The organism is Sulfuriflexus sp. (assembly GCF_032250955.1).
Taxonomy (GTDB): Bacteria; Pseudomonadota; Gammaproteobacteria; order AKS1; family AKS1; genus Sulfuriflexus.
Window position 1 is genome coordinate 19,140 of the sequence record NZ_JAVVES010000017.1, and the last position, 26,985, is coordinate 46,124.

A 26,985-nucleotide genomic window follows, 5' to 3' on the forward strand; every position below is an offset into this window, starting at 1 on the left:
CTCGTTTTCAATGCAAGTTGTTTCCTCCGGTTATTGCCGCGGGGGCGAGGTATTTTTTCATGCGGTCCGGGCATATTGTCAGCGTGTCAGGATATTCATGGCCGCATTGATCTTTTGCAGGGTCGAACTGTCACCACCGCGATCAGGGTGGTGTTGCATGGCGAGGCGACGGAAACGTTGCTTGATGTCGGTATCGCTGACCGGGTCAGCGAGCTCGAGTACGGCCAGTGCCTCGCGACGGCATTCATTATTATGGAAGCGCAGCCAGAACCGCCCGAGCATCTCCTGTACATCACTGGCGGAGAATTTTTCCAGTTGGGTGATATCGAGGTAAAACTCGCGTAGTGGCTCTGCCGCAGCGGTGAGGGATTGTACACTTTCCCGCCATTCAGACAGGCATATACGCAAGGCAGAGATTTCCAGGCAGGCTAGTTGTTGTTCATGCAGCAGGTCGCGAAGCCGGTACAGTGCATGGAAGAGCAAAAAATGCCGACAGAACAGGGCATGTTCACTTTGCCAGGCCCTGCGGTCAAAATCACTCTCGCCACGTTCAGCGAGAAGGTTGAACAGCTCGTATTCACTCAGCCCGAGAGGGTGGGTGCGGAGTATGTCCAGTAGCAGGGCGTGGAATTCATCCTGCAATCCGGCTGCCGCAGCGTATTGTGATGATAGCCCGGACATGGTGTGGCTCGTTACCGGTCGCCATGGCGACAAGGTTTGCCGTAGCCGGCCGGGATGTTAAGGCGGATGGTGCCGGGATATTGATTGTTCACGGTTTTAGCATCCCCCTGCCTGGCGCGCATGATTTGCCCGTAGCGTGGTTGGTTATTGAAACAATCATGCTACAGATGCCGGCGACGGGCTGCAAATTTCCGCCAGCAGGGGGGGAACCTTTTAACTACATTGATTACCGGCAGTGGCTTTTTTCCTGTCTGCTGTAATACAGTGGCATTCAGAACACATTATCAACAGGAGGCGGGATGCGTCTGGGCATTGATCTCGGGGGCACAAAAATAGAAATTATCGCCCTGGGTGATGAGGGTCAGACGTGCCTGCGCCGGCGGGTCGCGACGCCCGGGGGCGACTATGCAGCCACGCTCGAGAGCATGGTGCAACTGGTGCGCGAGGCCGAACAGACCCTCGGCGTGCAGGGCAGTGTCGGCGTCGGGATACCCGGGGCGTTATCGGCCCACAGCGGACGGGTCAAAAACGCCAATTCCACCTGCCTGAATGGCCGGCCACTGCGGGCTGATCTTGAAGCCGCCTTGCAACGCGAGGTGCGGCTTGCCAATGATGCAAATTGTTTCGCCCTCTCCGAAGCCACCGACGGGGCGGCGGCCGGGGCGAAAACCGTGTTCGGCGTGATCCTGGGAACAGGCACCGGCGGTGGTCTGGTCGTGAATGGTGAGTCGCTGCAAGGCGCGAATGCCATTGCCGGTGAGTGGGGTCACAATCCCCTGCCGTGGCCCGAGCCCGATGAGCTACCCGGCCCGGCCTGTTACTGTGGCCGACAGGGCTGTATCGAAACCTTTCTTTCCGGGCCGGGTTGCCTGCAGCGGCACAGGGAACAGAGCGGCCAGACTATAGAGAGTGTCGAGAGCCTCGTCGATGCCGCGGCGAAGGGAGATCAGGCGTGTGCAATGAGCATGATCAGGTATAAGCATCGCCTGGCAAGATCCCTGGCCCATGTGATCAATATCTTCGACCCCGAGGTGATTGTGCTGGGGGGCGGGCTGTCGAATATAGAGAGTCTTTACGATGAGGTGCCGGCGATATGGCCGGAGTGGGTCTTCTCTGATGAGGTGGTCACCGCGTTACGGCCCGCCAGGTTCGGTGATTCAAGCGGTGTACGCGGGGCTGCCTGGCTCTGGCCCGCCTGAGCCTAATCCTCTGGCCAGTCCAGTAAATAATCCTCGAGGTTCTCCTCATCGACCCGGATCTCGGAGATCACCCTGTCCCGGACAGACATGCCGGCGTCATGCACGGATTCAGGATCACCGCTGAGCAGCGGGTGCCAGTCGGGCAGGCCGCGACCCTCTGCAAGCCGTCGGTAGGCGCAGCTCGTCGGCAGGGCACTGGCACCGGCCAGTTGTGTCGGTTCGAGGACTATACAGTCGGGCACATACCGCAGTCGTTGCGGATAGTGTGTGCAACGACAAGCATGGGTATCGAGCAGGCGGCAACTGACACTGGTAAAGAAGACCGCGCCGGAGTCTTCGTCTTCGAGCTTGTGCAGGCAGCAGCGCCCGCAGCCGTCACACAACGACTCCCATTCAGCCTCGGTCATCTCGGCCAGGGTTTTGTTTTCCCAGAAGCGATCCATAGCGGGGCGGATAGTAACGTATTTGCGGTAAGGGGTCTTGCCCGGAATGCGTTATGATAAGCCCATGGATAAATTACCGGATTACCTGGAGGAAGGCCTCGATATCATTTCTATCGGCAGCAATCCCTCGCCCTATTCGATCAAGGTGCAGTATTACTACGGCAACCCGCAAAATCGGTTCTGGAAGGCACTGAACGGTGCCGGCCTGGTCGATGAATTGCTTGAACCCGGCCGACCGGCCCTGCAACGCCTGTTAAAGGTCTATCGCATCGGCTTTACCGATGTCGTCAAGCCGCCAACGCCGGGCGTGGCGCAATTACGCGCCGCCGATTACAGGAAGTGGGCGCCGATCCTGAAGAACAAGCTACTACGCTATCAGCCGCGTATTTGCTGGTTCCACGGCAAGGTGGCTTACCGCAATTACCTGCGGTACACCGGTGAAACCGCGCTGGAGATTGACTGGGGCCTGCAGCCGCATATGATAGGTAAATCGAGGGTGTTTGTGACGCCCAACCCGAGCCCGGCCAATGCCGGTTTTTCGCTCAATGATTTGATTGCCTGGTACAAAAAACTAAAACAATTACGCGACCGGCTGAAAAAAGCGCCGGCGGGGAAGAAGACATGACCAAGCCCGCAGTAAACGCAGTTACTCGTCTGATCAAGGCAACCGGTTATTCTCTTGCCGGTTTGCGCGCCGCCTACCGGCATGAACAGGCCTTTCGCCAGGAGAGCTGGTTATTGGTCATCCTCGCGCCGCTGGCCTTTTACCTGTCTGCCGAGAATATGGAACGTGCTTTGCTGATCGGTTCCTGGCTGCTGGTCATGATCATTGAATTATTGAACTCGGCCATCGAGGCCACCGTGGATCGCATGGGTGACGAGTGGCATGAACTGGCCGGACAGGCCAAGGATATCGCCTCGGCCGCGGTGATGCTGGCCTTGTTGTTAGCGGCGCTGATATGGTATTTGCTCGTGGTAACGAAGTTCTTTCCCTTCACCTGAAGACCCATAGTGCTCCTGACCGGCTCGTGAGCGCTGCCCGGTTTGCCGCGTGCACCTGTTATGTACGAGGCAATTTCAAAATCTTGTCATATTCCTGACACCTGTTTGTCATCGGCGGCGTGGATCATGGTGCCCACAAAATAATTACGAGATTTCTTGCCATGACAGCTATCACCACGAAGGGGCCGTGCATGGATGCGGAGCAGCAGGATGCTGACTGGATAAACCTGGTTTTTCTGGACATCCTGGAAACAGAATCCCTGAACCCGTTATACCAGCCTATTGTGGATCTGAATCGCCATACTATCTATGGTTATGAATCTCTGATCAGAGGGCCTTCCGACAGCGTCTTGCACAGCCCGGTGACGTTATTTGATATGGCGATACGGGAAGGCAAACTGAACGAGCTGGATATTCTCTGCCGGAAGATCGGTATCAAGGGCTTTCAGTCCAAACATTTGCCAGGCAAGTTATTCCTTAACGCCATCCCACAAAGCCTGCTGGGTCCGCATCATCGTTCCGGTCTGACACTGGAAATCCTTAACCGTATCGGCATCAGACCGGAGAATGTGGTTATTGAGTTGACCGAGCAATATCCCTTGTACGATTTTGATGTCATGCGTAAGGCAATAGATCATTACAGGTCAATGGGGTTTGAAATTGCCATTGATGATTTAGGTGCCGGTTATTCAGGGCTGCGCACCTGGTCCGAGCTGCGCCCTGATTATGTCAAGGTGGACAGGCACTTTATCCAGAACATCAATGAAGACAGGATTAAGCAATCCTTTCTGCGTTCAATTGTGGATATTGCCCAGGGACTTGACTGCAGGGTTATAGCAGAAGGAATAGAAACACAGGATGAATGTCGAACGATTTCGGCTATGGGGATCCCTTTCGGCCAGGGTTATTATTTCGCGCGCCCTGCCGCATCGCCGCCATATGCGATTTCAGGGGATTTGTTCCAGTGTGCATCGTCGCGTGACTGCAAAAAACAGCTTAATCGCACAGCAGAAAGCGTGGCGGATCTACTGGTAGAAACGATATGCATACAACCTGATATGAAATTAAATACAGCTCATCAGCTATTTCATGAAGATAAGTCGCTGACAGCGATCCCGGTAGTAGATGCTAATCGCGTCCCGCTAGGACTGCTTCGGCGAAACCAGTTATTAACGATGTTTTCTATACAATACGGGCGTTCTTTATATGAAAGCACATTGGTTGTTGATGTTGTCGAGAAATCAGTAATCATAGTCGATAAGGAATGGAGTATAGAACAGGTCAGTAAGCTCATTACCGATAGCATGAAGTCGCAGCTTGAGGCTGACTTCATTATCGTCGAGGGCGGTGAGTATAAAGGTCTTGGCAAGGTTCTGGATCTGTTGCGCAAAATAACAGAACTGCAAATCCGTAACGCACGCTACGCCAATCCCTTGACGCTGTTGCCGGGGAACGTCCCCATTTATGAGAAACTCGATGAATTGACGACAAGCCGAAGGAATTTTGCAGTAGCTTATTGTGATATTGATAATTTTAAACCCTATAACGATGCGTATGGTTACGGCAAGGGTGATCAGGTAATTAAATTGATTGCCGATATTCTTTCTCAGTATGCTGAGGTGGCGGTGGATTTCATCGGGCATGTTGGTGGTGATGATTTTATAGCCATATTTCTGAGTGATGACTGGCTTGAGCGCTGTAATAGTGTTTTGCGGGGCTTTGAGAGTGAGGTGCTAAGGTTTTATAACCATGCTGACAATGAGCAGGGTGGTATATTTTCCGAATCACGCGAAGGGGATGAAAAATTTTATCCGATTATGAGTCTGTCGATAGGCGTTATTACCATAGATCAGAAGCAACCCCTTTCCCATGCCGAAATTGCTGAACTTGCCAGTCATGCCAAGCATCATGCCAAGAGTATAAGTGGCAATAGTCTGTTTATTGAGCGTCGTGTCCGGAAAGGATTCCCTGCACCATTCAGGGCACCGGGACAGATAGGGTTTTCATGAGTATCAAAAACAAGCTTATTACAATCTTCGTTTCATCGATTATTGTCTTTCTCATGGCGATGGTTATTGTCGTGCGCCATTATGAAGTGGCCTTTGCTGAGGCAGATGAAGTGAATAACAGCAGCGCCAGGGTTATGTCACTGGCCCTGCGTGCACAGGTAGAGTTCAAGACCCAGGTGCAGGAATGGAAGAATATCCTGTTGCGTGGTTATGATGATGCGTTGTATGAAAAACACCTGGCGAGTTTTAATAAACAGGAGCAACGAACCCGTGAGCTGATTGACGAACTGCTTCTTGAGCTCATGGGTGATAATGAGTTGCACGAAAAGATTCTGGCTTTCTCGGCGGCGCATGAGGAGATGGGGCAGCGCTATCGAACTGCTTTGCCGGTATATAAACTGGCAGAGCATAAACCGCATATCACCACGGATAAATACGTGCGCGGCATGGACCGCGAGCCGGTACGGATTCTTGGCGAGATTGTTGCTACCGTCTGGGCAGAGCGTGATGCCGCACTGGCGCAAATACACAGTGATATGGCAGCGAAACGTCTTGACATGATGGTGTTGCTTGGCGTGGTGATCCTGGTACTTGCAGTGATATTTTTATGGTTGATCGGTCGCGTTGTATTCAATCCATTAAACCGGGTTGTGACGCGGATCGCCGCTGTCACGGAGGACGTGCGTAATCACCAGGGGGACCTCGCTTACCGGCTGCCCATAAAATCAAAGGATGAACTGGCGGCCCTGTCAAATAGTTTTAATGTTTTTATGTCTGCACTGCAGGTGTTAGTTGATAGGATAAAATCGTCAACAACAGAACTGAACACTTCCTCTTCCGGCCTGATGCGTGCGGCTGAAGAAACCCATAAAGATATGCAGGAACAGCAGCAGGGAATTGAAAATGTATCCTTGTCCCTGTCACAGATGTCTGAGGCGGTCCGGGAGGTGGCCGGCAATGCCCAGCAGGCCTCGGACGCCACTGGCGATGCAGCAGCCCAGGCCAGTGCCGGGCGCATCGTGGTGCAGCAAGTGGTCGATACAATGGAACATCTGTCGAAAGAAGTTGAACAGGCCGGCGAAGTGATCCGGCTTGTCAATGGCCAGGCACAGGGTGTTAACAAGATACTGGAAACCATCAACGGCATTGCCGAACAAACTAACTTGCTGGCACTGAATGCTGCCATCGAAGCGGCCCGGGCAGGTGAACAGGGCCGGGGCTTTGCCGTGGTGGCCGACGAGGTCCGGGTGCTGGCAGGCCACACCGAGACCTCGACGCGCGAAATACAGGACATCATCCAGACGCTTCAGCGCGGGGCAAGCAAGGCTGTCGAGGTCATGGTCAACGGGCGTGAGGCATCTGTTGCCTGCATGACCCATGCGCACGAGGCGAATCGTGTTCTCAATGGTATCGACGAAGCATTAACTATGATCAACCAGACCAACCAGTGTATTGCCAGTGCGGTTGAGCAACAGACTGCGGTAAGCGAGGAAATTGTCGGCAGTATCGAGAATATCTCGGATCTGTCCGTCCAGACCGCATCGGATTCGCGGCAGGTGATGTTCCTGTCACAACAGGCGGCGGTACAGAGTGATGCCCTGCAGAGAGTCGTGAACGCCTTCAAATAACGACTGCGAGGGGAGCTATAGTAATGCCTGGCCATAACGGGCAATGAGATAAAAGAGCTGTTGCCGCTGGTAAGCAGTGCTTGCCAGCAAGTGCAGCGGCTAGCGACGCAGAAACTGACCGCCTTTCAATAGCGTATTGCCGACCTGACGGCGATGGCAGAGACACTACTTATTGACACCTGTCGTGACGGGCAGCAACCGGCTGTCTGCCCCATTATTAACTTGCTGACAAAAGCATAAGACTTGCCGTGTTCCGTTAGGAAGCGGGTAATGCTATAGATTGAGCTGCTGTTCAATAAAGGCCTCAATCTCAGCCTGTGGCTTGAAGCCGCTGAAACGGCCGCGTTCCTCACCGGCCTGGAACAGGATGACGGTGGGAAAGCCACGCAGGCCATAGCGACCGGCGAGGTGCATATTGTCATCCACCTCGACCTTGGCCAGCTGTAGGGTGGAATCGGTTTCGGTAATGATCTTTTCCAGTACCGGCGTCAGGGCGCGACAGGGTGGACACCAGTCGGCCCAGAAATCCACCATGATGGCCTGCTGCAGTGAGGCGGCGATGACCAGCTCATCGAAATTGCCCTCGGTGACGTCAAAGATGTTCGAATTATCAGACATGGAAGCGATTTCATCTGTTACAAAGTGGCGCATTCTCGCCTGCCTCACCCTCCCTGACAAGCCGGAATGCATAACCCGGGCGAATAATCCGCTTTTGTTGGAGAATTATGCCGGATAACAAGCAGCTACAACCGCTAGCGGGCCGCGACGAAGTCGCTTGCAGAGGGCGAGGGAGATTTTTTTTGCCAGCGCCGGCCAGGCCGCCTAGAATTGAGTTTGCTAACGCCCGCAACCAACGGACTCGCCAAACACCCCCGTGGTGACGAGGACAATGACGATGCTAGATCTGCAACAGCCCCGACCCGGCTACTGGTACATCAATCGCACCGGCAAGCTGATGAAAGTCAAAATGCTCATGTATGGCCGTGATGACATCGAATGGGTGCTGATTCAGTACGTTGAAGGCACAACCCATACCATCAGCCTCGGTGACTGGCAGTGTCTCGACCTTGTGGTGCCCCGATACGAGCAAGGCCATGTCATACTTGATAGCGACAATGCATTTTAGGGCCTTTTTCGCCGACCCTGCGTTTTATCATGTCGGTTACTGAGCTGGATGAGCGGATTCGCCGCTTGCGGGCGGAAACCACCGGCCTCCCCGGCGCGGTGCTCAAAGAGGTCGAACCGCGGATCTATGCCCGCAAGCTCGCAGAACTCAGTGCCGCCATGCGCGAGCATTATCAAACCTTTTACGGTGATCGGTTGTAGATGCCCTGAACGCAGATTGTGACACTATCTTCCCCACTGTCACATAATTGTCATATCCCGGACATAGAATCGCTCCCAGGTAATCATTAGTCACCTTGTAGACAGGTGGGCACAAATATGGCTAAACCGCACATATTGCTTATTGAAGATGAAGCGCCGATTCGCGAAATGCTGCGACTTGCCCTGGGCAAGTTCGGCTACTCGGTGACAGAGGCTGCTGATGCGCGCGAGGCTCGGACGGCGATCAACACACAGCTGCCGGACCTGATGCTGGTGGACTGGATGTTACCGGGCGAGAGCGGCGTTGAACTTGTGCGCCAGCTCAAGCGCGAGGAACTGACCAAGGATATCCCTGCCATCATGGTCACCGCGCGTATCGAGGAAGATGATCGTGTCAAGGGGCTGGAAGTGGGCGCCGATGACTATGTCTGCAAACCCTTCTCGCCAAAAGAACTGAATGCGCGCATCAAGGCAGTATTACGCCGCGTCCGGCCACAGCTGGCGGATGAGCCGGTCGAAATCGAAGGTCTGCGTATCGAACCGGACAGTCACCGGGTCTTTGCCAATGGTGAGTCGCTGGAGATCGGCCCGACCGAGTTTCGCATCCTGCATTTTTTCATGACCCACCCCGAACGTGTTTACAGTCGCACCCAGATCCTTGACCTGGTCTGGGGAAGTAATGTCTATATTGAAGAGCGTACCGTGGATGTGCATATTCGTCGCCTGCGCAAGGTGCTGACACCGAGTGGTCATGAACATCTGGTGCAAACCGTGCGCGGTGCCGGTTACCGCTTCTCGGCGCGGAGCTGATAGTGAAGCGCGGCTGGAGCGATGAACTTTGGCGAATCACATTTATGGTGGCGGCGGTATTGCTGCTCACGGCAATATTCGGGGAGTTCTTTACCTGGGCCGCCCTGGCCGGCATCGGCTACCTGACATGGCACCTGCATAACCTGCTGAAACTGGTTGACTGGATCAATCTGCGTCTCGGCGGTGAACCGCCTGAGAGCAGCGGCATCTGGGAAGAGGTGTTTCTGCAATTATTCCGTTTTCGTCAGCGTAACAGGCGGCGCCACAAACGGCTGGTTTCACGCCTGAGTCGTTTTCAGGAGGCCGCGCAGGCCCTGCCGGATGCCATTATTGTCATGAATAACCAGGGCACCATTGAATGGTGCAATAACGCCGCGACCCGTATGCTGGGCGTGCATACCACCAACGACCTTGGCCAGCGAATCCTGAACCTGGTCAGGACACCGGCACTGGTCAGCTATATCAGGCAGGCCGAGTTTGCCCAGCCGCTAAATATCCCTTCGCCGGTGAATGAAGGGATGAGCCTGTCGATTCGTATTGTTCCTTATGGCGCAGTACAACGCCTGCTTATTGCCCGCGACATCACCCGCATGCAGCGCCTCGAAGAGATGCGCCGTGACTTTGTTGCCAATGTCTCACATGAAATGCGTACGCCGCTGACAGTGATCTGTGGCTATCTGGAATTGTTCGCCGAGGCGGATAACCGTGACAGTGATGAGTTCGATGACGTGATTGTACGTATGGGCGAACAGGCCTCACGTCTGCAAAGTATTATTGGTGATTTGTTATTATTATCGCGTCTCGAGGCCGATACATACCGCACCACGAATGAGCCGGTCAATATCCCGCAGCTGTTAAGGGTGCTGGTTGAGGAGGCGCGCAGTCTGAGTGGTTATAAAAACCATGAAATCAGCCTGGAGTGCGACGACCGGTTGCTCATCAAGGGAAACGAACAGGAACTGCGCAGTGCCTTTTCCAACCTGGTCTTCAACGCCGTGAATTACACCCCGGCAGATGGCCAGATTGGCCTGTCCTGGTACCAGGATGAGGTGGGTGCTCATTTCGCGGTGCGCGATACCGGTATTGGCATTCCGGCCCAGCATATCGAGCGTCTCACTGAGCGTTTTTACCGTGTTGATGTCGGCCGTTCACGGCACAGTGGCGGTACCGGTCTGGGCCTTGCCATTGTCAAGCATGTACTGCAACGCCATCGGGCGCATTTGCATATAGAGAGTCAGGCAGGTCAGGGAAGCCTGTTCCGTTGCGATTTCCCGCTGGAGTTGCTTATGACAGATACGGAAAAACTTTCATAAAACTGTCATATATCTATCACTGGCTTGTCATACAGATTTATCAGACTAGCCAGCAGTAAAACAGTAAAGCAATCACTAAAATATTCTTGTTCAAGGAGTAAGCGAAATGAAGAAAACCTTAATTGCCCTGGTTAGCCTGTGCAGTGTGCCATTTATGGCCGCTGGTACGGCGCAGGCTGAATCCAGGCTTGATGCGTCATTGCCTACCTATGAGCGCACCAGCGGAGTATCTGGCAATCTGTTGAGTGTTGGTTCTGACACCCTTGCCAACCTCATGACCCTGTGGGCTGAAGAGTTCAAGCGTGTTTATCCTAATGTCAATATACAGATCCAGGCGGCAGGTTCTTCGACTGCGCCTCCGGCCTTGACCGAAGGCACCTCTAATCTGGGACCGATGAGCCGCAAGATGAAGAGCAAGGAACTGGAGGCCTTTGAGAAAAAGCACGGTTACAAGCCGACTCCGATTCGTGTTGCGATTGATGCACTGGCTGTCTACGTTCACAAGGATAACCCGATTAAAGGCATGACTATCCCGCAGGTGGACGCTGTATTCTCATCTACCCGCAAGTGCGGCTATGACAAAGACGCCAACCGCTGGGGTGACCTGGGTCTGACAGGTGCATGGGTTGGCCGCGACATCCAGATCTTTGGCCGCAATTCGGTCTCTGGTACTTATGGTTACTTCAAAAAGAAGGCTCTCTGCAAGGGTGACTACAAGTCCAATGTCAACGAACAGCCTGGTTCTGCCTCAGTCGTGCAGTCAGTCACTGCTTCCATTAATGGTATCGGCTACTCAGGCATCGGTTACAAGACATCAGGTGTGAAGGCAGTGCCGCTGACGAAGAAACCCGGCAAGCCGTTCATCGCCGCGACCGCTGATAACGCTGCTGATGGTACTTACCCCTTGTCACGTTACCTGTACGTGTACGTGAACAAGCACCCGAACAAGCCACTGGCGCCACTCGAGCGTGAATTCGTGAAGATGGTTCTCTCCAGGGCCGGTCAGCAGGTTGTTATCAAGGACGGCTACATTCCACTCTCAAGCAAAATTGTGGAAAAGGAACTGGCTAACCTGAAGTAAGCCATTTCAGTTGAAACAAAAAAGCCCCGCTCCGGCGGGGCTTTTTTTGGATAAGAACTACGCGATTGAAACGGCATGTTTGTAAAACTAACGGACTTTTTCTCTATTGCGTAGTCAAGCCCTGTCGTTGTCAATGACGACATTGGTCTTCTAACTTGCGTCAACTACCAGAGGCCTGAGCCACGATGTGATCATCAATCATCAATCATCAATCATCAATCATCAATCATCAATCATCAATCATCATTCATCAATCATCAATCATCATTCATCATTCATCATTCATCATTCATCATTCATCATTCATCAATCCATTCTCCCTGTCACGTAATCGTCGCTTGTCTGCAATAAAAGCTTAACCGCACTTTAACAGTCATGTCATAACGAAAGCAGAAAATACCTCGCACAACAAAGTAATCACGTACTTGAATATTCAAACTAATTACCTGACCAGGAGTTGAAACACCATGAAGAAGAAAATCATCAGCGCGGTTGTCTGTGCCGCGGTAGTGCTGCCAGGGGTGGCGAATGCTTACGAAATTATCGGCAAGAAACTGGAAATCTATGGTAAGGCGCATGTCTCGGTTGATGCCAGTGACAACGATCGCGCCAGGCCGAATGATCAAAGTGACACCAGCATTTCCAGTAACTCGACTCGCCTCGGTTTCAAGGGCAAGCATGAGATTAATGACAATCTTGCGCTGCTTTACAAAATCGAACAGGAAATCAAATTTGACGAGGGTTCCGGTACGTTCGCCACACGTAACGCCTATGTAGGCATGAAGGGCGCTTTTGGTACTGTCCTCGCCGGCCAGCATGACACGCCGTTCAAGGATGTGGGTGGCAAGTGGGGCATGTTTGGTGACACCATCGCCGACCGTCGTGCCATTCTTGGTGCCAGTGCAACAAATGGTAACAAGGTAAACCAGCGTGGCAAGAACTCACTGCTTTACATCAGTAACTTTGGCGGCCCGGTTGAGTTGCGCGCCATGTATTCCACTGATGCCAAAGACAGTGCATCTGGTGGCATCGACAACAACGACAATGACATGTTCAGCACCAGTGTTGTCTACAAGACCAAAAAACTACGGATTGGCGCCGGCTACGAGGATTGGGAAAATCTGGATGGCAAATATGGCCAGGTTGATGGCTGGCGCGTTGCCGGCACCTATGACTTTGGCAAGTTCAAGACCGGCCTGATCTACGAAACTCTGGACAGCAAAGTCTCGCCGCAGTTTGATCGCAACGTCTGGGGCGTGAACGGTGCCTTCAAGGTTGCCAAGGGTGTCAGTCTCAAGGCACAGTACCTCGTTGCTGATGATTATGAAGGAGTCAAGAACTCAGGTGCCAACATGGCCAGCATCGGTATCTTCAACAAGTTGGACAAACAAACCACCATCTATGCCGCCTACACTCGCACCGACAATGACGCCAATGCCAGGTTCCAGGGCGTTGACGGTGGCCATGGTGATGAGGTCAAGACAGACCTTGGCAAGACCCCCAACGCCTTGTCTGCAGGTCTGGTCTTCAAGTTCTAAAAGGACGGAACGACGACAGGGATGTCATTGCGCCTGATTTATTCTCAATCGACAGTAAAATAACGGGAAAGAGTCAGCAGCAGGAAGCTCGCAAGCAGTAATCTGGCCCCGCCACTGGCGGGGATTTTTTACGGGACGCAGATGGTGCAAGGGGTGAGGCCCGGATACCTCTGTATTTGTGGTCTGTCGCCGAGTATAGGGGGGTCAATCTATACAGGCTTGTCTGCTTTGATGGCATATTCGCCTGTTTTCGAACTGCGGGCTGGCGCCAGCACCGTGAAATTTTTGTGACAGGCCCCGTATTAATGGTGTTTTTGTCATATTCCTGTCACATAAGCGGGATACCCTTGCCGCATGTCAATCTCAACGACTTCAACCAGTACCCACCAGCGCCTGCGGGACATCAAGGACCGTATGCTCCGCTACGTTGTTGGTATCGGTGGCATCGGCGTGATCATTGCTATCTTGTTGATTTTCTTTTACCTGTTTTACGTCGTCGCCCCCATGTTTACCGCCGCCGAGGGCACGGCGGCGGGGCGTTATGCCTTGCCGGGCAAGGCTCAGACCTTGCACCTGGCCATGGAAGAGCAGGCCGAGGTCGGGGTCCGTTTTACCACCGCCGCCGAGGCTGTTTTTTTTGCTACCACGAGCGGCGAGGTGCTCAAGCACGTCAACCTGCCTGTGGCGGCAGAAGAAGTGAGTAGTTTTCATGCCGTCACTCCGCCTGCCGTGCCCGTGGTCGGCTATGGCCTGAATGACGGGCGGTTGCTGGTGGTTCGTCATGATTATCGCATCAGCTTCCCGGATGACCAGCGTCTGATCAGTCCGGTGATCGAGTATCCGCTTGGTCAACAGCCATTGCTGATTGATGACGCTGGCCAGGCACTCGAATCAATGGCCTTCCAGCTCGGTGACGAAAAACACAGTGTTGCCGCCCTGACCACCGATGATCGCCTGATATTGACGCGGTTTTTCAAGGAAGGCTCGGCCCTGGACGATGATGAGGATGCTGAACTGACCCGGGAAAGTGTTGAACTGCCACCAGCCGGTTTCGATATCGACTACCTGCTGATGGGTAGTGACCAACGCCTCCTCTATGCCGTTAGCCAGCGTGGTCAGTTAGTACAATATGACATCAGTGGCAGTGACACGCCGACCATCCAGCAACGTCATGAGTTGTTGAAAGACGAGCGTGAACTTGTCGGTATTACCTTCCTGACGGGCAGTATCTCCCTGATGGTTACCGACTCCGCAGGCACCGTCGCACAGTGGTTCCCGGTACGTGACGAACACAATAATTACATCCTCACCCATATTCGCGATTTCGAGAATGTGGGCCTGATGCCGGCAGCGCTTGCTGTTGAGCATAATCGCAAGGGCTTTGCCGTGGCCGATAGCCAGGGTGGCCTGAAAATATTTCATACCACGGCCGGACAGAGGGTTCTCAACGAGCAAGTGACCGATGCGCCCCTGCAGCGGGTGGTGTTTGCGCCAAGGGCCAACGCCCTGTTGCTGGAAGACAAGAGCGGGCAGATGCACTTCTGGCAGGTGAAAAACGAATACCCTGAAATATCATGGAGTTCTTTGTGGGGCAAGGTCTGGTACGAGAGTTACCCGGAACCTGAATATATCTGGCAGTCGTCGTCGGCCTCAAATGATTTTGAGCCGAAGTTCAGCCTGGTGCCTCTTTCCTTTGGGACGATAAAAGCGGCCTTTTACGCTATGCTGATCGCGGTGCCGCTTTCCATCATGGGGGCAATCTTTACGGCCTACTTCATGGCTCCGCGTATGCGCAGGGTGGTCAAACCGAGTATCGAGATCATGGAGGCGCTGCCGACCGTAATCCTCGGTTTCCTTGCCGGTCTGTGGCTGGCACCGGCCGTCGAGACGCATATGCCAGGGATCTTCAGTCTGCTGGTCATAATGCCGCTGACGATACTGCTCATTGGCTGGCTGTGGACGCGACTGCCGGATGCCATTCGCCATTGCGTGCCCGATGGCTGGGAGGCACTGTTACTCCTGCCGGTAATTTTGCTGGTCAGCTGGCAGGCGGTTGCGATTAGCCCGTTACTGGAAAGCTGGTTGTTCCAGGGGAATATGCGCGGCTATCTGACCAATGAACTGGGTATCAGCTTCGATCAGCGAAACGCCATAGTGGTCGGACTGGCGATGGGGTTTGCCGTGATCCCGACTATTTTCTCCATCGCCGAAGACGCGCTCTTCAGCGTGCCCAAACAACTCTCGCACGGCTCGCTGGCACTCGGAGCCACCCCCTGGCAAACCATGTGGCGCGTGATTTTGCTCACCGCCAGTCCGGGGATCTTCTCGGCGATCATGATCGGCTTCGGCCGTGCCGTTGGGGAGACCATGATCGTGCTCATGGCCACGGGCAATACGCCGGTCATGGACTTCAGCATCTTCGAGGGCATGCGTACCCTGTCAGCGAATATCGCCGTGGAGATGCCGGAATCAGAACTCGGCAGCACGCACTATCGCGTCCTGTTCCTCGCCGCGCTGGTACTGTTCATGTTCACCTTTTTCTTTAACACAATCGCAGAGCTGGTGCGTCAGCGCCTGCGCCGCAAGTACAGCAGCCTGTAGGAAAGACACATGGTACAGCCTTCAATCAAAAGCTGGTTCAAATCAGGCTCACCCTGGGTCTGGTTGAGTGCCGCCGCGGTAAGTATCAGTCTCATCATGGTATTCGGTCTTTTGATCCTGATTGCGATGCGCGGCCTGGGTTATTTCTGGCCCGCCGACGTGCTGGAGATTGAATACCGCGAGGCAGATAACCGGGTGGTGCAGATCATCGGGGAAATACAGGGTCGTGAGAAGGTAACAGCGGAACGCATTCGTAGCGGCGGCGGAACCATTCCTGAAGGCGTCAAGTCAATCGACCGTTTGCTGATCAAGATCGGTAACCGTGATATTACCGGCCTGGATTTTCGCTGGGTTGACCGCCCCAACATAATCAGTGAACAGCGTCCCCAGGACTTGCTCGCCGTTGAGCGCCATGAATGGGGTAATCTTTATGGTTACCTGATAGCCGTCAAGCAGCAGGGTAAGCTTGTGGCGGAGCAGGAAAACGCCTGGCCAGCCTTGCATGAAAGACTGGTGCGGACCAGGCAACTGTTTGCTGAGGTACGCGATATTCAAAAGGGTGTCATCGGTGCCATTAATTACCAGATCGAAGAGCTGAGAATGGAGAAACGCAGGCTTGAGCTCGACGGTGTCAAGGATCCGGCAGCCTATAAAGATATCGCAGCGCGTCGTGAGACCCTGAATAAAGAATTCCTTGTACTGCAAAAACGCCTCGATTCACTGTATCAGCAAATGCAACGGGACAGCATGGTGGTCAAGGTCGCTAATGGTCGCGAGGTGGATGTGCCCTTGTCCAAGATAGTGCGTGCCTACCGACCGAATGCCATGGGGGTATTCGACAAGAGTCTTCACTATCTGGAAAAAGCCTGGGAATTTGTCAGTGACGAGCCGCGCGAGGCAAACACCGAAGGCGGTGTCTTCCCGGCCATCTTTGGCACGGTGCTCATGGTTATTATCATGTCGATCCTGGTTACCCCGTTTGGGGTCATCGCCGCGGTTTACCTGCGCGAATATGCCAAACAGGGACCGGTGACACGCATTATTCGCATTGCCGTCAACAATCTTGCCGGGGTACCGTCGATTGTTTATGGTGTCTTTGGCCTGGGCTTCTTCGTCTATTTCCTTGGCGGCAATATTGACCAGTTGTTTTACCCCGAGGCCCTGCCGGCACCGACTTTCGGGACACCGGGCATCCTGTGGGCTTCGCTGACCCTGGCACTATTGACACTGCCGGTGGTGATCGTCGCCACTGAAGAGGGACTGGCACGGATTCCGCGCTCGATACGCGAGGGCAGCCTGGCACTGGGCGCGACCAAGGCCGAGACCCTGTGGCGCATCGTCTTGCCGATGGCCAGCCCGGCGCTTATGACCGGGATGATCCTCGCCATCGCGCGTGCCGCTGGCGAAGTGGCGCCATTAATGCTGGTTGGTGTGGTCAAGCTGGCGCCGTCGCTGCCGCTGGATATGAATGCGCCGTTTTTGCACCTTGACCGGAAATTCATGACTCTCGGATTTCACATTTACGATGTCGGTTTCCAGAGTCCGAATGTCGAGGCCGCACGACCACTGGTTTACGCGACCGCGCTGTTGCTGGTTGCGGTGATCGTGATCCTCAACCTGGCCGCGATCCGGATTCGTAATAACCTGCGCGAAAAGTACAAGGCGCTGGATTAAATGCTGGATAACACGTTAACAGGATTAAAGCATGCAGGATAAAACCACCATGACCCACGGCATCAATATAGATGCCCTGGGCCGTACAGAGACAGAGAAATGTCTGGCTGATGAACGCATCAGTATCGAAGCCAGGGATTTGAACCTGTTCTACGGGGAAACGCAGGCCTTGAAGGACATCAATATGCCTATCCCGAAAAACCGGGTCACAGCCTTTATTGGCCCGAGTGGTTGTGGCAAGTCGACCCTGTTGCGTTGCTTTAACCGTATGAACGACCTGGTAGATGGTGTGCGTATCGATGGTGAGGTCTTGCTTGAGGGCAAGGATATTTACGCCAGATCTGTGAACGTGGCTGAACTGCGCCGCCATGTCGGCATGGTATTTCAGAAGCCGAATCCGTTTCCGAAGACCATCTATGAAAATGTCGCTTATGGTCTGCGCTTGCAGGGCATCAAGAATCGCCGTGTCCTGGATGAAGCGGTAGAGAATGCTCTCAAGGGTGCCGCGCTTTGGGATGAAGCCAAGGACCGCCTGCATGACAATGCGCTGGGCCTGTCCGGAGGCCAGCAACAGCGCCTCGTGATTGCGCGTACTATTGCGATAGAGCCCGATGTATTGTTGCTTGATGAGCCGGCCTCGGCACTCGACCCGATCTCGACCCTGAAGATTGAAGAACTGATTTACGAGCTTAAAAGCCGCTACACAATCGTGATTGTTACGCATAACATGCAACAGGCGGCGCGTGTCTCGGATTATACGGCCTTCATGTATCTTGGTGAGCTGATCGAGGTTAATGATACCAAAACCCTGTTTACCAATCCGGCGAAGAAGCAGACGGAAGATTATATTACCGGCCGTTACGGTTAAAACGGAAAGAACAACCAAAGAGGCAGAGTATGGACAAGAGCGATCTCGGCAAGCACATTTCCCAACAGTTCGACACCGAACTCGAGGATGTTCGTAACCGCGTCCTGACGATGGGTGGCCTGGTGGAGCAACAACTCGGTGATGCGCTGCAGGCACTGGTGGATGGTGACACCGAACTCGGCGAGAAGGTCGTTTCCCTCGACTACATGGTGAATGAAATGGAAGTCAGCATTGATGAAGAGTGCACCCAGATCATTGCCCGTCGTCAGCCGGCAGCCAGTGACCTGCGCCTGATTATGGCGGTGATCAAAACCATTACTGATCTCGAGCGTATCGGCGATGAAGCTGAGCGATTTGCGCGTATGATGTTGCACCACAGTAATGATGAAAAATCCAGCAGTCTCACCGGCAGTATCGAAAACATGGGAGAGCAGGTGAAGAAGATGCTGCACGGTGCTCTTGATGCCTTTGCGCGCATGGACCCGGATGCAGCGACGAAGGTCTGGCACAAGGACAGCAAGATCGATACCCAGTACGAGAGCATCATCCGCCAGCTGATTACCTACATGATGGAAGACCCGCGTTCGATCCCGTGGTCACTGGATGTGATGTGGTCGGCCCGCGCCCTGGAGCGTATTGGTGATCGTTCAAGCAATATCTGCGAGTACGTGATCTACCTGGTCAAGGGCAAGGATGTGCGCCATATCAGTCCGGAGCAGTTCTGAAACGGATGGGATAGTTGCCAACATTGCTGCTTAGCGGGAGGTGAACTCGAGCAGGCGCTGGATGGGGAGCACGGCACGTTTGCGAATTTCCGCGTCGATGTGAATCTCGTTTGTTCCCGTTTCCAGTACCTCGGCGAGGTTGCGCAGATTGTTCATTGCCATCCACGGGCAATGCGCGCAGCTCTTGCAGGTGGCACCGATACCGGCATTCGGTGCCTCGATCAAGGTCTTGTGCGGGGCGGCCTGTTGCATCTTGTAAAAGATGCCGTTGTCAGTGGCGACAATAAACGTTGGGTTTGGCATCTCTGTAGCGGCCTTGATAAGGCCGGTGGTCGAGCCAACATAGTCAGCCAGGGCAATGACTGCCGTGGGTGATTCCGGGTGCACGAGCACCGCGGCCTCGGGATGTTGTGCCTTGAGTTGCTTTAATTCCTCGGCACGGAATTCCTCGTGCACGATGCAGCTGCCTTGCCAGATTTTCATCTCCGCACCGGTGAGGCTTTCGATATAATTACCGAGGTGCTTGTCAGGCCCCCAGATGATCTTCTCACCCTGCTTGAGCAAATGCTCGATCACCGCCACGGCACTCCCCGAGGTCACCATCCAGTCGGCCCGGGCCTTTACCGCGGCACTCGTGTTCGCATAGACGACCACGGTGTGGTCCGGGTATTGATCACAGAAGGCACTGAACTGCTCTGCCGGGCAATTCAGATCGAGCGAGCAGGTGGCACGCAGGTCAGGCATGAGGATGCGCTTTTCCGGGTTGAGGATCTTGGCGGTCTCGCCCATGAAACGCACGCCGGCGACAACCAGGGTGCTGGCCGGGTGCTCATTACCAAAGCGAGCCATGTCCAGTGAGTCAGATACATAGCCGCCGGTCTCCTCGGCAAGCTGCTGTAGCTCGGCATCCACATAGTAATGTGCGACCAGTACCGCATCCTGTTTTACCAGTTGCGCACGAATACGGGACGTGAGCGCCTCGCGCTCGGCAGCGTCGATCGGCGGGATCGCATAGGCGATATCGGCAGCCTCGGCGGCGGCCTTGCGTACACTATCGTGATCGACTGCGGGCATGTGAATTGTGAGAGACATAGGCTTCTCGGCTAGCGTAGGGTAGAGAGATTAAACCAGTTTGCAGGTCTGAGGATTATATACCATCAGGGGTATTCCCCGACCAGCCAGGTTTAGAGGTTCACGCGGTGTAATTTGTCGGCGAGTTGGCCCGCCGCACCGGTATCAGCTTCGCGCCAGGCCCTGTAGGCATCGCTGCCGGCTACCACAAAACCGTGGCCTTCCTCTTCCTGCATGCTGCTCATGCACTTGTTGAGCAGGGCACTGACATCCTGTGGCTCGAGCTGGGAGAGGGTGTTCAGTATATGGAGTAGCGCGGCGAGTTGCTGGGTCTCGTTCATGCCACGTTCCAGTGCCTCGACCTCGAGGGCACCATAGGCAAAGCAGTAAATGAGCGTATGCAGGCGCGGGGTCATGAAGGCGCGCAGTTCCACTGTCTGGTGGGCAGTGCGCAGGAATGGCAGCACCGCGTCGGCGCTGGCTTCGATAACGTTATTGTTATCTGTTTTACTGAAAAGCCTTTTCAGCAAGCTCGTCATCATTCAGGCGGATTTGGGTAAGCCAAGCTGCAGACCGCTGCCGGTCCAGGACATCATGCCGCCGCGCAGGTTGATGACATTGTCGCGGCCGTTTTGCATCAGCCAGGCACAGCACTGGCCGGAGCGGGCTCCGCTTCGACAAACGAGCACGACCTGTTTGTCGGCACTGATTTCCTGCAGGCGTAAAGGCAGGGTGGCCATCGGGATATGACGGGCGTTCGGAATTGCGCCCTGGGCGACTTCCCGGGCCTCGCGGACATCGATAATCTCAAGTTGCTCGGTATCTGCCTCCATCAAACTGATGAGTTCGCCGACATCTATCTCGTTGATATACATCCCTTTCCTCCAGAATTTTGCATACAGGCTTGTTATCATATATAAGTAGTCGCTAATATTCAATATCCGGGTGTTGTCCTCTGGATTAGCAAAAGGCATTCGGGTAATTGTTTAGGGGCACATTTTGTCACACAATGGTAACGAGGTGGCATACAGTCTTCTGCTAAACTGCACCTATTAACCACATAAAAAATCAGGGAGCGGAAATGGCCAGATTATTTTCTGATGAATGGATGAAATCATTCGCCAAGCAATGGAACGCCGACAGTGAAATGATTAAGAACCTGTCCGAGGCGGGTTTCAGTTCCACTATCGGTTTTGGCTGTAGTGGCGATACACAACCGGTCGGTGTTGTTGAGGTCCGCGATGGCGAGGTGATCTATGCCGGTGAATTCAATGGCCAGGCACTCGACTGGGACATGCGTGCCGATGTGGAAGCCTGGAAGGAGTGGCTGACGGAGGGTTTCGGTTTCGACAAACTGGGTGTTTCCATTGCCACCGGCAGATTGAGCTTCGTTGAAGGCGACTATCGGCAGATGATTCGTCATCCGAATATGGCCAAGCCGTTTCTGCGGCACTTTGAACTGATGGGCAACTTGAAAACGGAATTTGCCCGCTAATCCCGTTACCGGATCTTATTGAATGCCCCTGAATTTTAGCCAGCGCCCCGGTTGCCGCGAGCGTGACTTGCAGCGCCGCCTTGATAACCCCTTATACCCGGAGAGCATGCAGCACGTTGATGCCGGTATGCTGGAGGCCGCCCGGCACGAGGATGCGGAAGAGGCCACGGCATTTGCCGAGGCCTTTCGTGGCTTGTTCGAGAAGGCCGCGAGCCTCGATGCCAACGTGCAAAGCGATGTCATCCTCGAACTGAAACAAACCGCGGATCAACTCTATGAGCAGGCGGCAGGACTGGCCGGGGATAACCACCAGGCACAGGCATCCTTGCGCAGGCTTATTGATGTTCTCATGCGCGCCGTGCGTACCGGCGCGGGGAATGACCCGCAGGCCCTGTCTGAAATTGAACAGGAAACCGAGGCGCGCCAGTTGCACATGACCATGCTCGAGACCCCACTGATTGTCGACTTGTTGCGCCCGGATTCGCCGGTCAACGCGGACAGCCTGGTGCCGGCATTGCTCAGTAGCGAGGCCGACGAACTTGGCCGGGCGTTGCAACTGTTTGATAGCGAACAGATCCTGCTCCTGCATGCCAATGCCCAGGCCGTGCTCGAAGCCTGTCGCGAACATGGCTATGAACTTCCCGAGGCCTGGCGACGCCTGCAACAGATTGCCGATGCAGTCGTTGTCATGTAACGGCAATATTGCTGCCCAGCTGCTATACTCGCGCTCCCCTAAGGCATACTGAACAACGCATCTGTGTTTACTGAACCGAATTTAATCTGGTGGTATATCGGCCTGGCGCTGGTTGTCGGGCTGAGCCTGGTGATATTGGTGACGCGCTATTTTCGCCGCAGCCGGCATAGCCGGCAGGTTAATAAGCTGATCCATGATTTATCCCGCGCCCAATACCGTAACGTGCTTGTCCCGGACGTTGTTGATGGCGAGATCTGGATAGATTGTTTATTGCTGACAGACGGCGGCCTGGTGGTGCTTGATATCCGTGATTACACCGGTAACCTGTTTGGCGGTGAGTCGATCAATGAATGGACCCAGTTGATTGGCGTGAAGGCCCATAAATTCAGTAACCCGCTACTGGAGTTACCCGCCCGCATTCATGCCGTGCAGGCCCTGATCGGCGGGATCCCGGTTACCGGCCAGGTGGTGTTTACCCGTCGTGGCCAGTTTCCGAAGGGGGTCCCCGAGGGTGTCTGTATGATCGATGAAGTCCATGAACGGCTTGGCGGTTTTCTACGTCCGGCCTTACCCGATGAGAAGCTCGACGAGGCCTGGGCGAAACTCAAGGCGGTACTATAATAGCCGACAGGCGACGGCGTCCCTGACTTGTCTCGCCCTGTCAGGCTGTACCGGCGGGTTTTGAAACGGTACGGTTACGTAATCATGATTACCGGGGTATCTTTGAGTTATGCCACAAACTGCCAGCTTATCTCCTGCCGCCCTTCAACGTCTCTCCAGCCTGTTGTCATGTTCGACGGCACCGTTTCGTGAACAGCATGTTATCCGTGAAGTCGAGTTGCAATTGACGGCGGCGAAGATCCCCTGGTTTGTAGATGAACACGGTAATCGTGTGGTCGGTGTCGGTTCGGCACGGGCATATCATGCTTTGCTCAGGCAACGCCGTGACGAACCGCTGCGGTTCTTTATCGCGCACATGGATCACCCCGGTTTTCACGGCGTGCAGTGGCTATCAGAACGCCGTCTGGCCGTACGCTGGTATGGGGGGTCGCCAGTGCGCCACCTGGCTGGTAGCCGGGTCTGGCTGGCCACGGCAGAGGCCGATCTGGGTCAGGGCCGTCTTGGCAAGGTCGTGCTCAACGCCGGTGGTTACGGCATCGCCACGGCCGAGGTGACGTTGGATAAAGACACTGCTGTCCAGCCACGGCCGGCCGCTGAAAAACTCTATGGGGGCCTGGCGTTTCGGGCACCATTATGGAAGCAGGGCCAGCGCCTCTACTCGCGGGCAGCCGATGACCTGGTTGGCGTTTTTGCGATCCTCGAAACCGCGCGTAGCCTGCAGGCCCGGCGTCGTCGTGGTGAGGAGGTGCCGTTTATCGGGCTGTTGACCCGCGGTGAGGAAGTCGGTTTTGTCGGTGCGGTGAAGCACTTCGTGTCCGGTCACCTGGACAAGGCCAGGCGGCCACTTATGGTCGTGAGCCTCGAGGCCTCTCGTACCCTGCCGGGAGCGGTTATCGGCAAGGGGCCTGTGGTGCGGCTTGGCGACCGACGGACTGTGTTCGATGCCGGCGGCTTGCAGGTATTATCGCAACTGGCCGAGCGCCTGTTGCCGGGGGCGCATCAGCGCCGGATTATGGATGGTGGCGCCTGTGAGGCCACGGCCGCAACGGCCTGGGGCTTGCCGGCAATTGGCATTTCCATCCCCCTCGGTAACTACCACAATGAAGGCTATGAGGGCGGACCGGATTGTGCCAGGCCTCGCGGGCCGGCACCCGAGTTTGTGCACCTTGCTGATATCGCAGGAGAACTAAAATTGTGCAAGGGCCTGATGAGAAAGAAACTGCCCTGGGCCGATTCCTGGCAGACAACCCGGCAGCGGCTGGAGAAAAACGCCCGCAGCTACAAAAGATTGATGAACACGGATGGATGACCGCCAAGGTTTTGCAGGATTGACGTGATTCACTTATCAATCCGCAATCTCTTGCTACACTTTGCCCCATGTCATTATTCATCTCCCTGCTGGAACAGCTTGCCGATGGTCGTTTTCACTCTGGTGAGGCGTTGGGGCAGCAACTCGGCGTCAGTCGCAGTGCCATCTGGAAAACCCTGCAGCAATGCGAGGCACTGGGTCTGGAGATCCATGCCGTGCAGGGCAAGGGTTATCGCCTGGCGACAGCGCTGGAGCTGTTAAGGGCAGACAAGATCCTTGCCGCGCTGCCGGCAGCGATGAATGGTATCCCGCTGCAGCTGGATGTGCGGCGGGAACTGGCCTCAACCAACGCCTGCCTGATGGAACAGGCCGACTGGCACGCCAAGGTCTGCCTTGCCGAGTACCAGCAAGCCGGGCGGGGGCGACGCGGTCGGCAATGGGTGTCGCCATTTGGGGCGAACCTCTATTTGTCCCTCGGCTGGCGATTCCTGCTGGATGCGGCGGCGCTGTCCGGCTTGAGTCTGACGGCGGGCGTTGCCATCATGCGAGCCCTGGAAACCCTGAAAATACGTGGCGTTGGTCTGAAATGGCCCAATGACATCGTCCATGACGGGCGAAAACTCGGCGGCATCCTGATCGAGATGCGCAGCGAGGCCGGTGGCCCCAGCCAGGTAGTGATCGGTGTCGGTCTGAACGTCAATATGCCGGCTTCCGCTGTCGCGGCAGTTGACCAGCCCTGTTCAGACTTGCAGCAATGCACCCAGGAGAAAATCTCGAGAAATACGCTCGCGGCAGCGGTACTCGCTGAACTGGTCCAGGCCTGCCAGGTCTGTGAGCAGGGGGCGATTACGGCTTATCTTGAAGACTGGCAGCGTTATGATATTCATGCGGGCAAGAAAGTGAGCCTGCTATTACCGGACGAGCGTCGCATCAGTGGTCTTTCTCGGGGTATAGACTCGCAGGGTGCCTTGTTAGTGGAACGGGACGGCAAGGTGCAGCGCTTCAGCTGTGGAGAAGTCAGTTTACGTGGCCAATAGTGACCGGGGAAAACAAGGGTATGGTTCTGTTACTCGACATCGGCAATAGTTTTATCAAGTGGTGCTGGCTTGATGACGGGCGGCTTTGTGACGCCGGTGAAGTGCTGCATGCCGACACCGAGCTGGCCAGCGTACTGGATGAGACATGGCAGGAGCTTTCACCGCCGGCAGCAGTGTGGGTGAGCAATGTCGCCGGCGATGAACTGGCCGTGGCTCTCGAGCAATGGCTACAGCGGGCCTGGGGGGTACTGCCGCAGTACGCCTCAAGTCGTGCGGCCCGGGGCGAGGTCCGGAACGCCTACAATGAGCCTGCACGCCTGGGCGTGGATCGCTGGCTGGCCCTGCTGGCGGCTTACGAAATAAGCAAGCAGGCGGTGTGTATTATCGACTGCGGCACGGCGATAACAGTCGATGTCATGGCCAGCTCCGGCCAGCACCTTGGGGGCCTGATTGTGCCGGGTCTGGGCATGATGCGTGACAGCCTGTATGCCGGCACCCATGGCATGCAGGACGCCGTACCAGCATCGCCGGTGGGTGGCCTGTTGGCCTGTGATACTGCCGGCGCGGTAGAGGGCGGTACGCTCTACTCAGCCATCGCCTTTATTGAGCGTGTCTGCACGGATATGGAAAAGGCACTGGATGAACCGATGACCTGTTTACTGACCGGCGGTGATGCCACTGATATCCTGCCGTTGCTGACAATCGAGATCCAACATGAACCCTTGTTGGTATTGCAGGGGCTGGCCCTGCTTGCGGAGGCCTCATGAAATACCTGGTTGCTGGCCTGTTGTTGTTGAATGTCATGATGTTTGTCTGGCTGAAAAACCAGCCGCAAACCGGTGATGTACTCCAGCCCGGGCCGGTCAGTGGCAAACAGCTGCAATTGCTCACTGAAGTGCCGGTAGTTGCAGCGGCCGAAACTGTCCCTGCCCCTGAGGTACCTATAGTTACAGGGCCCACGGTCACGTTTACCGGGATGGCCTGCTATACCCTGGGGGCCTTTGCCAGTGAGACCGGCGCCCGGGAGGCCGATGAAACCCTCGGCAGCCTGGGGCTGGTCACGCGGCAGCGCGAAGGCCTGCGTCGCGAATTGACCGGCCACTGGGTATATATCCCGCCGTTGCCAAGTTGGGCCGAGGCGAAAAAGGTCACGGCAATACTCAAGGCGCGTGGCATCAAGGACTTCCAGATCGTGCCAACCGGCCCGAAAAAAAATGCGATTTCGCTGGGGTTTTTTCGTAGCCGTGACTCAGCCGAGCAACATTTTTCCCGTATCAGCGCCCTGGGTTTGAATCCGGCCAAAGAGGAAAGTTATCGTGAAAACAGCGGGTTGTGGCTGGATTTCAGCAGCCCGCACCGACCGCCCTTGCCCGGGTCTATTGTTGATGCCCTGCAGCAGCAGTATGGTGACATCGCCCTGCATGAACGGGATTGTTCTTAAAAATACGGTGGTATCCGGGCGAGGTTTTCATTAGAATGCCGGCCTTGCCAAGCCAGTACGGTAAGGCCGGAGTAGCTCAGTTGGTAGAGCAGCGCACTTGTAATGCGAAGGTCGAGGGTTCGACTCCTTTCTCCGGCACCAATTCCGGGCGTGCCGCTGCACCGCAGCGGCACCGTTCCGACGCTGTGTCAGTCCTGATGCGGCTTTCAGCATAAACGCGATTGACAGCGTCCCGATTCTCAAGCAGAATAGGCGGCTTATTTTTGGAGGGGTTCCCGAGTGGCCAAAGGGATCAGATTGTAAATCTGACGGCTCCGCCTTCGGTGGTTCGAATCCACCCCCCTCCACCATATATAAGGTTAGCGCAACGGAGTGCGATTACCAGTGAGACGTGGTGGGTTTGCAGGACGTAGAACAGC

28 protein-coding genes and 2 tRNA genes are annotated in these 26,985 nt (G+C 55.0%); 24 read left to right on the plus strand and 6 right to left on the minus strand.

What is annotated here, in order from left to right:
• Positions 1 to 78 precede the first annotated feature (78 nt).
• The gene (locus RQ738_RS04715) at positions 79 to 681 is read right to left on the minus strand and encodes a DNA-J related domain-containing protein (protein WP_314162446.1); all 603 of its coding nucleotides are present in this window, start codon (positions 679 to 681) and stop codon (positions 79 to 81) included.
• A gap of 299 nt (positions 682 to 980) precedes the next feature.
• Here RQ738_RS04715 and RQ738_RS04720 point away from each other — a divergent pair, with 299 nt between their 5' ends.
• Entirely contained in the window at positions 981 to 1,880 is a 900-nt protein-coding gene (locus RQ738_RS04720; RefSeq protein ID WP_314162447.1) for an ROK family protein, read from the plus strand.
• Positions 1,881 to 1,882: 2 nt separating this feature from the next.
• Here the strand turns inward: RQ738_RS04720 and RQ738_RS04725 are convergent, their stop codons facing one another.
• A complete protein-coding gene (locus RQ738_RS04725) occupies positions 1,883 to 2,323 on the minus strand; it encodes a YcgN family cysteine cluster protein (protein WP_314162448.1) in 441 nt (146 codons plus the stop codon).
• 64 nt (positions 2,324 to 2,387) lie between these two features.
• Between RQ738_RS04725 and RQ738_RS04730 the strand changes: the two genes are divergently transcribed.
• The 4 genes from RQ738_RS04730 to RQ738_RS04745 all read left to right on the plus strand — a co-directional run bounded on the left by RQ738_RS04730 (position 2,388) and on the right by RQ738_RS04745 (position 6,962).
• Positions 2,388 to 2,948: a mismatch-specific DNA-glycosylase gene (locus RQ738_RS04730; RefSeq protein ID WP_314162449.1), complete on the plus strand. Its 561-nt coding sequence runs from the start codon at positions 2,388 to 2,390 to the stop codon at positions 2,946 to 2,948.
• Positions 2,945 to 3,325, plus strand: coding sequence for a diacylglycerol kinase (locus RQ738_RS04735; RefSeq protein ID WP_314162452.1), 381 nt, complete (start codon positions 2,945 to 2,947; stop codon positions 3,323 to 3,325). Before RQ738_RS04730 ends, RQ738_RS04735 begins: the two co-directional genes overlap by 4 nt.
• A gap of 191 nt (positions 3,326 to 3,516) precedes the next feature.
• Positions 3,517 to 5,334, plus strand: coding sequence for a GGDEF domain-containing protein (locus RQ738_RS04740; protein ID WP_314162454.1), 1,818 nt, complete (start codon positions 3,517 to 3,519; stop codon positions 5,332 to 5,334).
• On the plus strand, positions 5,331 to 6,962 hold the full coding sequence (locus RQ738_RS04745; RefSeq protein ID WP_314162455.1) for a methyl-accepting chemotaxis protein: 1,632 nt from the start codon (positions 5,331 to 5,333) through the stop codon (positions 6,960 to 6,962). Before RQ738_RS04740 ends, RQ738_RS04745 begins: the two co-directional genes overlap by 4 nt.
• 273 nt (positions 6,963 to 7,235) lie before the next feature.
• Here RQ738_RS04745 and trxA read toward each other — a convergent pair whose 3' ends face one another.
• The gene (trxA, locus tag RQ738_RS04750) at positions 7,236 to 7,580 is read right to left on the minus strand and encodes a thioredoxin (protein ID WP_314162456.1); all 345 of its coding nucleotides are present in this window, start codon (positions 7,578 to 7,580) and stop codon (positions 7,236 to 7,238) included.
• Between the two features lie 277 nt (positions 7,581 to 7,857).
• Between trxA and RQ738_RS04755 the strand changes: the two genes are divergently transcribed.
• From RQ738_RS04755 to phoU, 10 genes are all read left to right on the plus strand, one after another.
• The gene (locus RQ738_RS04755; protein ID WP_314162458.1) at positions 7,858 to 8,088 is read left to right on the plus strand and encodes a hypothetical protein; all 231 of its coding nucleotides are present in this window, start codon (positions 7,858 to 7,860) and stop codon (positions 8,086 to 8,088) included.
• A 29-nt stretch (positions 8,089 to 8,117) separates the two neighbouring features.
• Positions 8,118 to 8,288 carry a hypothetical protein gene (locus RQ738_RS04760; protein ID WP_314162459.1) on the plus strand — a complete coding sequence of 57 codons (171 nt, stop codon included), beginning with the start codon at positions 8,118 to 8,120 and terminating at the stop codon, positions 8,286 to 8,288.
• 117 nt (positions 8,289 to 8,405) lie between these two features.
• Positions 8,406 to 9,098, plus strand: coding sequence for a phosphate regulon transcriptional regulator PhoB (gene phoB, locus RQ738_RS04765; RefSeq protein WP_314162460.1), 693 nt, complete (start codon positions 8,406 to 8,408; stop codon positions 9,096 to 9,098).
• A 2-nt stretch (positions 9,099 to 9,100) separates the two neighbouring features.
• Positions 9,101 to 10,411, plus strand: a complete 1,311-nt coding sequence (phoR, locus tag RQ738_RS04770; RefSeq protein ID WP_314162461.1) for a phosphate regulon sensor histidine kinase PhoR — start codon at positions 9,101 to 9,103, stop codon at positions 10,409 to 10,411.
• Positions 10,412 to 10,517: 106 nt separating this feature from the next.
• The gene (locus tag RQ738_RS04775) at positions 10,518 to 11,492 is read left to right on the plus strand and encodes a phosphate ABC transporter substrate-binding protein PstS family protein (RefSeq protein WP_314162462.1); all 975 of its coding nucleotides are present in this window, start codon (positions 10,518 to 10,520) and stop codon (positions 11,490 to 11,492) included.
• A gap of 467 nt (positions 11,493 to 11,959) precedes the next feature.
• Positions 11,960 to 13,030 (plus strand): porin, encoded by a 1,071-nt coding sequence (locus RQ738_RS04780; RefSeq protein ID WP_314162463.1) that lies wholly within the window; start codon positions 11,960 to 11,962, stop codon positions 13,028 to 13,030.
• Between the two features lie 354 nt (positions 13,031 to 13,384).
• On the plus strand, positions 13,385 to 15,631 hold the full coding sequence (locus tag RQ738_RS04785; protein WP_314162464.1) for an ABC transporter permease subunit: 2,247 nt from the start codon (positions 13,385 to 13,387) through the stop codon (positions 15,629 to 15,631).
• 24 nt (positions 15,632 to 15,655) lie between these two features.
• Positions 15,656 to 17,305: a phosphate ABC transporter permease PstA gene (gene pstA / locus RQ738_RS04790; protein WP_314162487.1), complete on the plus strand. Its 1,650-nt coding sequence runs from the start codon at positions 15,656 to 15,658 to the stop codon at positions 17,303 to 17,305.
• 31 nt (positions 17,306 to 17,336) lie between these two features.
• Positions 17,337 to 18,173 carry a phosphate ABC transporter ATP-binding protein PstB gene (gene pstB, locus RQ738_RS04795; protein WP_314162469.1) on the plus strand — a complete coding sequence of 279 codons (837 nt, stop codon included), beginning with the start codon at positions 17,337 to 17,339 and terminating at the stop codon, positions 18,171 to 18,173.
• 29 nt (positions 18,174 to 18,202) lie between these two features.
• Positions 18,203 to 18,898: a phosphate signaling complex protein PhoU gene (phoU, locus tag RQ738_RS04800; protein ID WP_314162471.1), complete on the plus strand. Its 696-nt coding sequence runs from the start codon at positions 18,203 to 18,205 to the stop codon at positions 18,896 to 18,898.
• Positions 18,899 to 18,928: 30 nt separating this feature from the next.
• Here the strand turns inward: phoU and nadA are convergent, their stop codons facing one another.
• The 3 genes from nadA to RQ738_RS04815 form a co-directional block, all read right to left on the minus strand.
• Positions 18,929 to 19,990 (minus strand): quinolinate synthase NadA, encoded by a 1,062-nt coding sequence (gene nadA / locus RQ738_RS04805; RefSeq protein ID WP_314162474.1) that lies wholly within the window; start codon positions 19,988 to 19,990, stop codon positions 18,929 to 18,931.
• 92 nt (positions 19,991 to 20,082) lie between these two features.
• A complete protein-coding gene (locus tag RQ738_RS04810; RefSeq protein WP_314162476.1) occupies positions 20,083 to 20,499 on the minus strand; it encodes a hypothetical protein in 417 nt (138 codons plus the stop codon).
• 12 nt (positions 20,500 to 20,511) lie between these two features.
• On the minus strand, positions 20,512 to 20,844 hold the full coding sequence (locus RQ738_RS04815) for a rhodanese-like domain-containing protein (RefSeq protein ID WP_314162479.1): 333 nt from the start codon (positions 20,842 to 20,844) through the stop codon (positions 20,512 to 20,514).
• Between the two features lie 206 nt (positions 20,845 to 21,050).
• Here RQ738_RS04815 and RQ738_RS04820 point away from each other — a divergent pair, with 206 nt between their 5' ends.
• From RQ738_RS04820 to RQ738_RS04860, 9 genes are all read left to right on the plus strand, one after another.
• A complete protein-coding gene (locus RQ738_RS04820; RefSeq protein ID WP_314162480.1) occupies positions 21,051 to 21,464 on the plus strand; it encodes an SCP-2 sterol transfer family protein in 414 nt (137 codons plus the stop codon).
• A gap of 22 nt (positions 21,465 to 21,486) precedes the next feature.
• Positions 21,487 to 22,158 carry a hypothetical protein gene (locus RQ738_RS04825; protein ID WP_314162481.1) on the plus strand — a complete coding sequence of 224 codons (672 nt, stop codon included), beginning with the start codon at positions 21,487 to 21,489 and terminating at the stop codon, positions 22,156 to 22,158.
• A 63-nt stretch (positions 22,159 to 22,221) separates the two neighbouring features.
• Positions 22,222 to 22,779: a nuclease-related domain-containing protein gene (locus RQ738_RS04830; RefSeq protein WP_314162482.1), complete on the plus strand. Its 558-nt coding sequence runs from the start codon at positions 22,222 to 22,224 to the stop codon at positions 22,777 to 22,779.
• 109 nt (positions 22,780 to 22,888) lie between these two features.
• Entirely contained in the window at positions 22,889 to 24,088 is a 1,200-nt protein-coding gene (locus tag RQ738_RS04835; protein ID WP_314162483.1) for a hypothetical protein, read from the plus strand.
• Positions 24,089 to 24,156: 68 nt separating this feature from the next.
• Positions 24,157 to 25,125, plus strand: a complete 969-nt coding sequence (gene birA, locus RQ738_RS04840) for a bifunctional biotin--[acetyl-CoA-carboxylase] ligase/biotin operon repressor BirA (RefSeq protein WP_314162484.1) — start codon at positions 24,157 to 24,159, stop codon at positions 25,123 to 25,125.
• Positions 25,126 to 25,145: 20 nt separating this feature from the next.
• Positions 25,146 to 25,892 (plus strand): type III pantothenate kinase, encoded by a 747-nt coding sequence (locus RQ738_RS04845; RefSeq protein WP_314162485.1) that lies wholly within the window; start codon positions 25,146 to 25,148, stop codon positions 25,890 to 25,892.
• Positions 25,889 to 26,566 carry an SPOR domain-containing protein gene (locus tag RQ738_RS04850; protein WP_314162486.1) on the plus strand — a complete coding sequence of 226 codons (678 nt, stop codon included), beginning with the start codon at positions 25,889 to 25,891 and terminating at the stop codon, positions 26,564 to 26,566. Before RQ738_RS04845 ends, RQ738_RS04850 begins: the two co-directional genes overlap by 4 nt.
• Before the next feature lie 65 nt (positions 26,567 to 26,631).
• A tRNA-Thr gene (locus RQ738_RS04855) sits at positions 26,632 to 26,707 on the plus strand.
• 124 nt (positions 26,708 to 26,831) lie between these two features.
• Positions 26,832 to 26,916: transfer RNA gene (locus RQ738_RS04860), tRNA-Tyr, on the plus strand.
• Positions 26,917 to 26,985 lie beyond the last annotated feature (69 nt).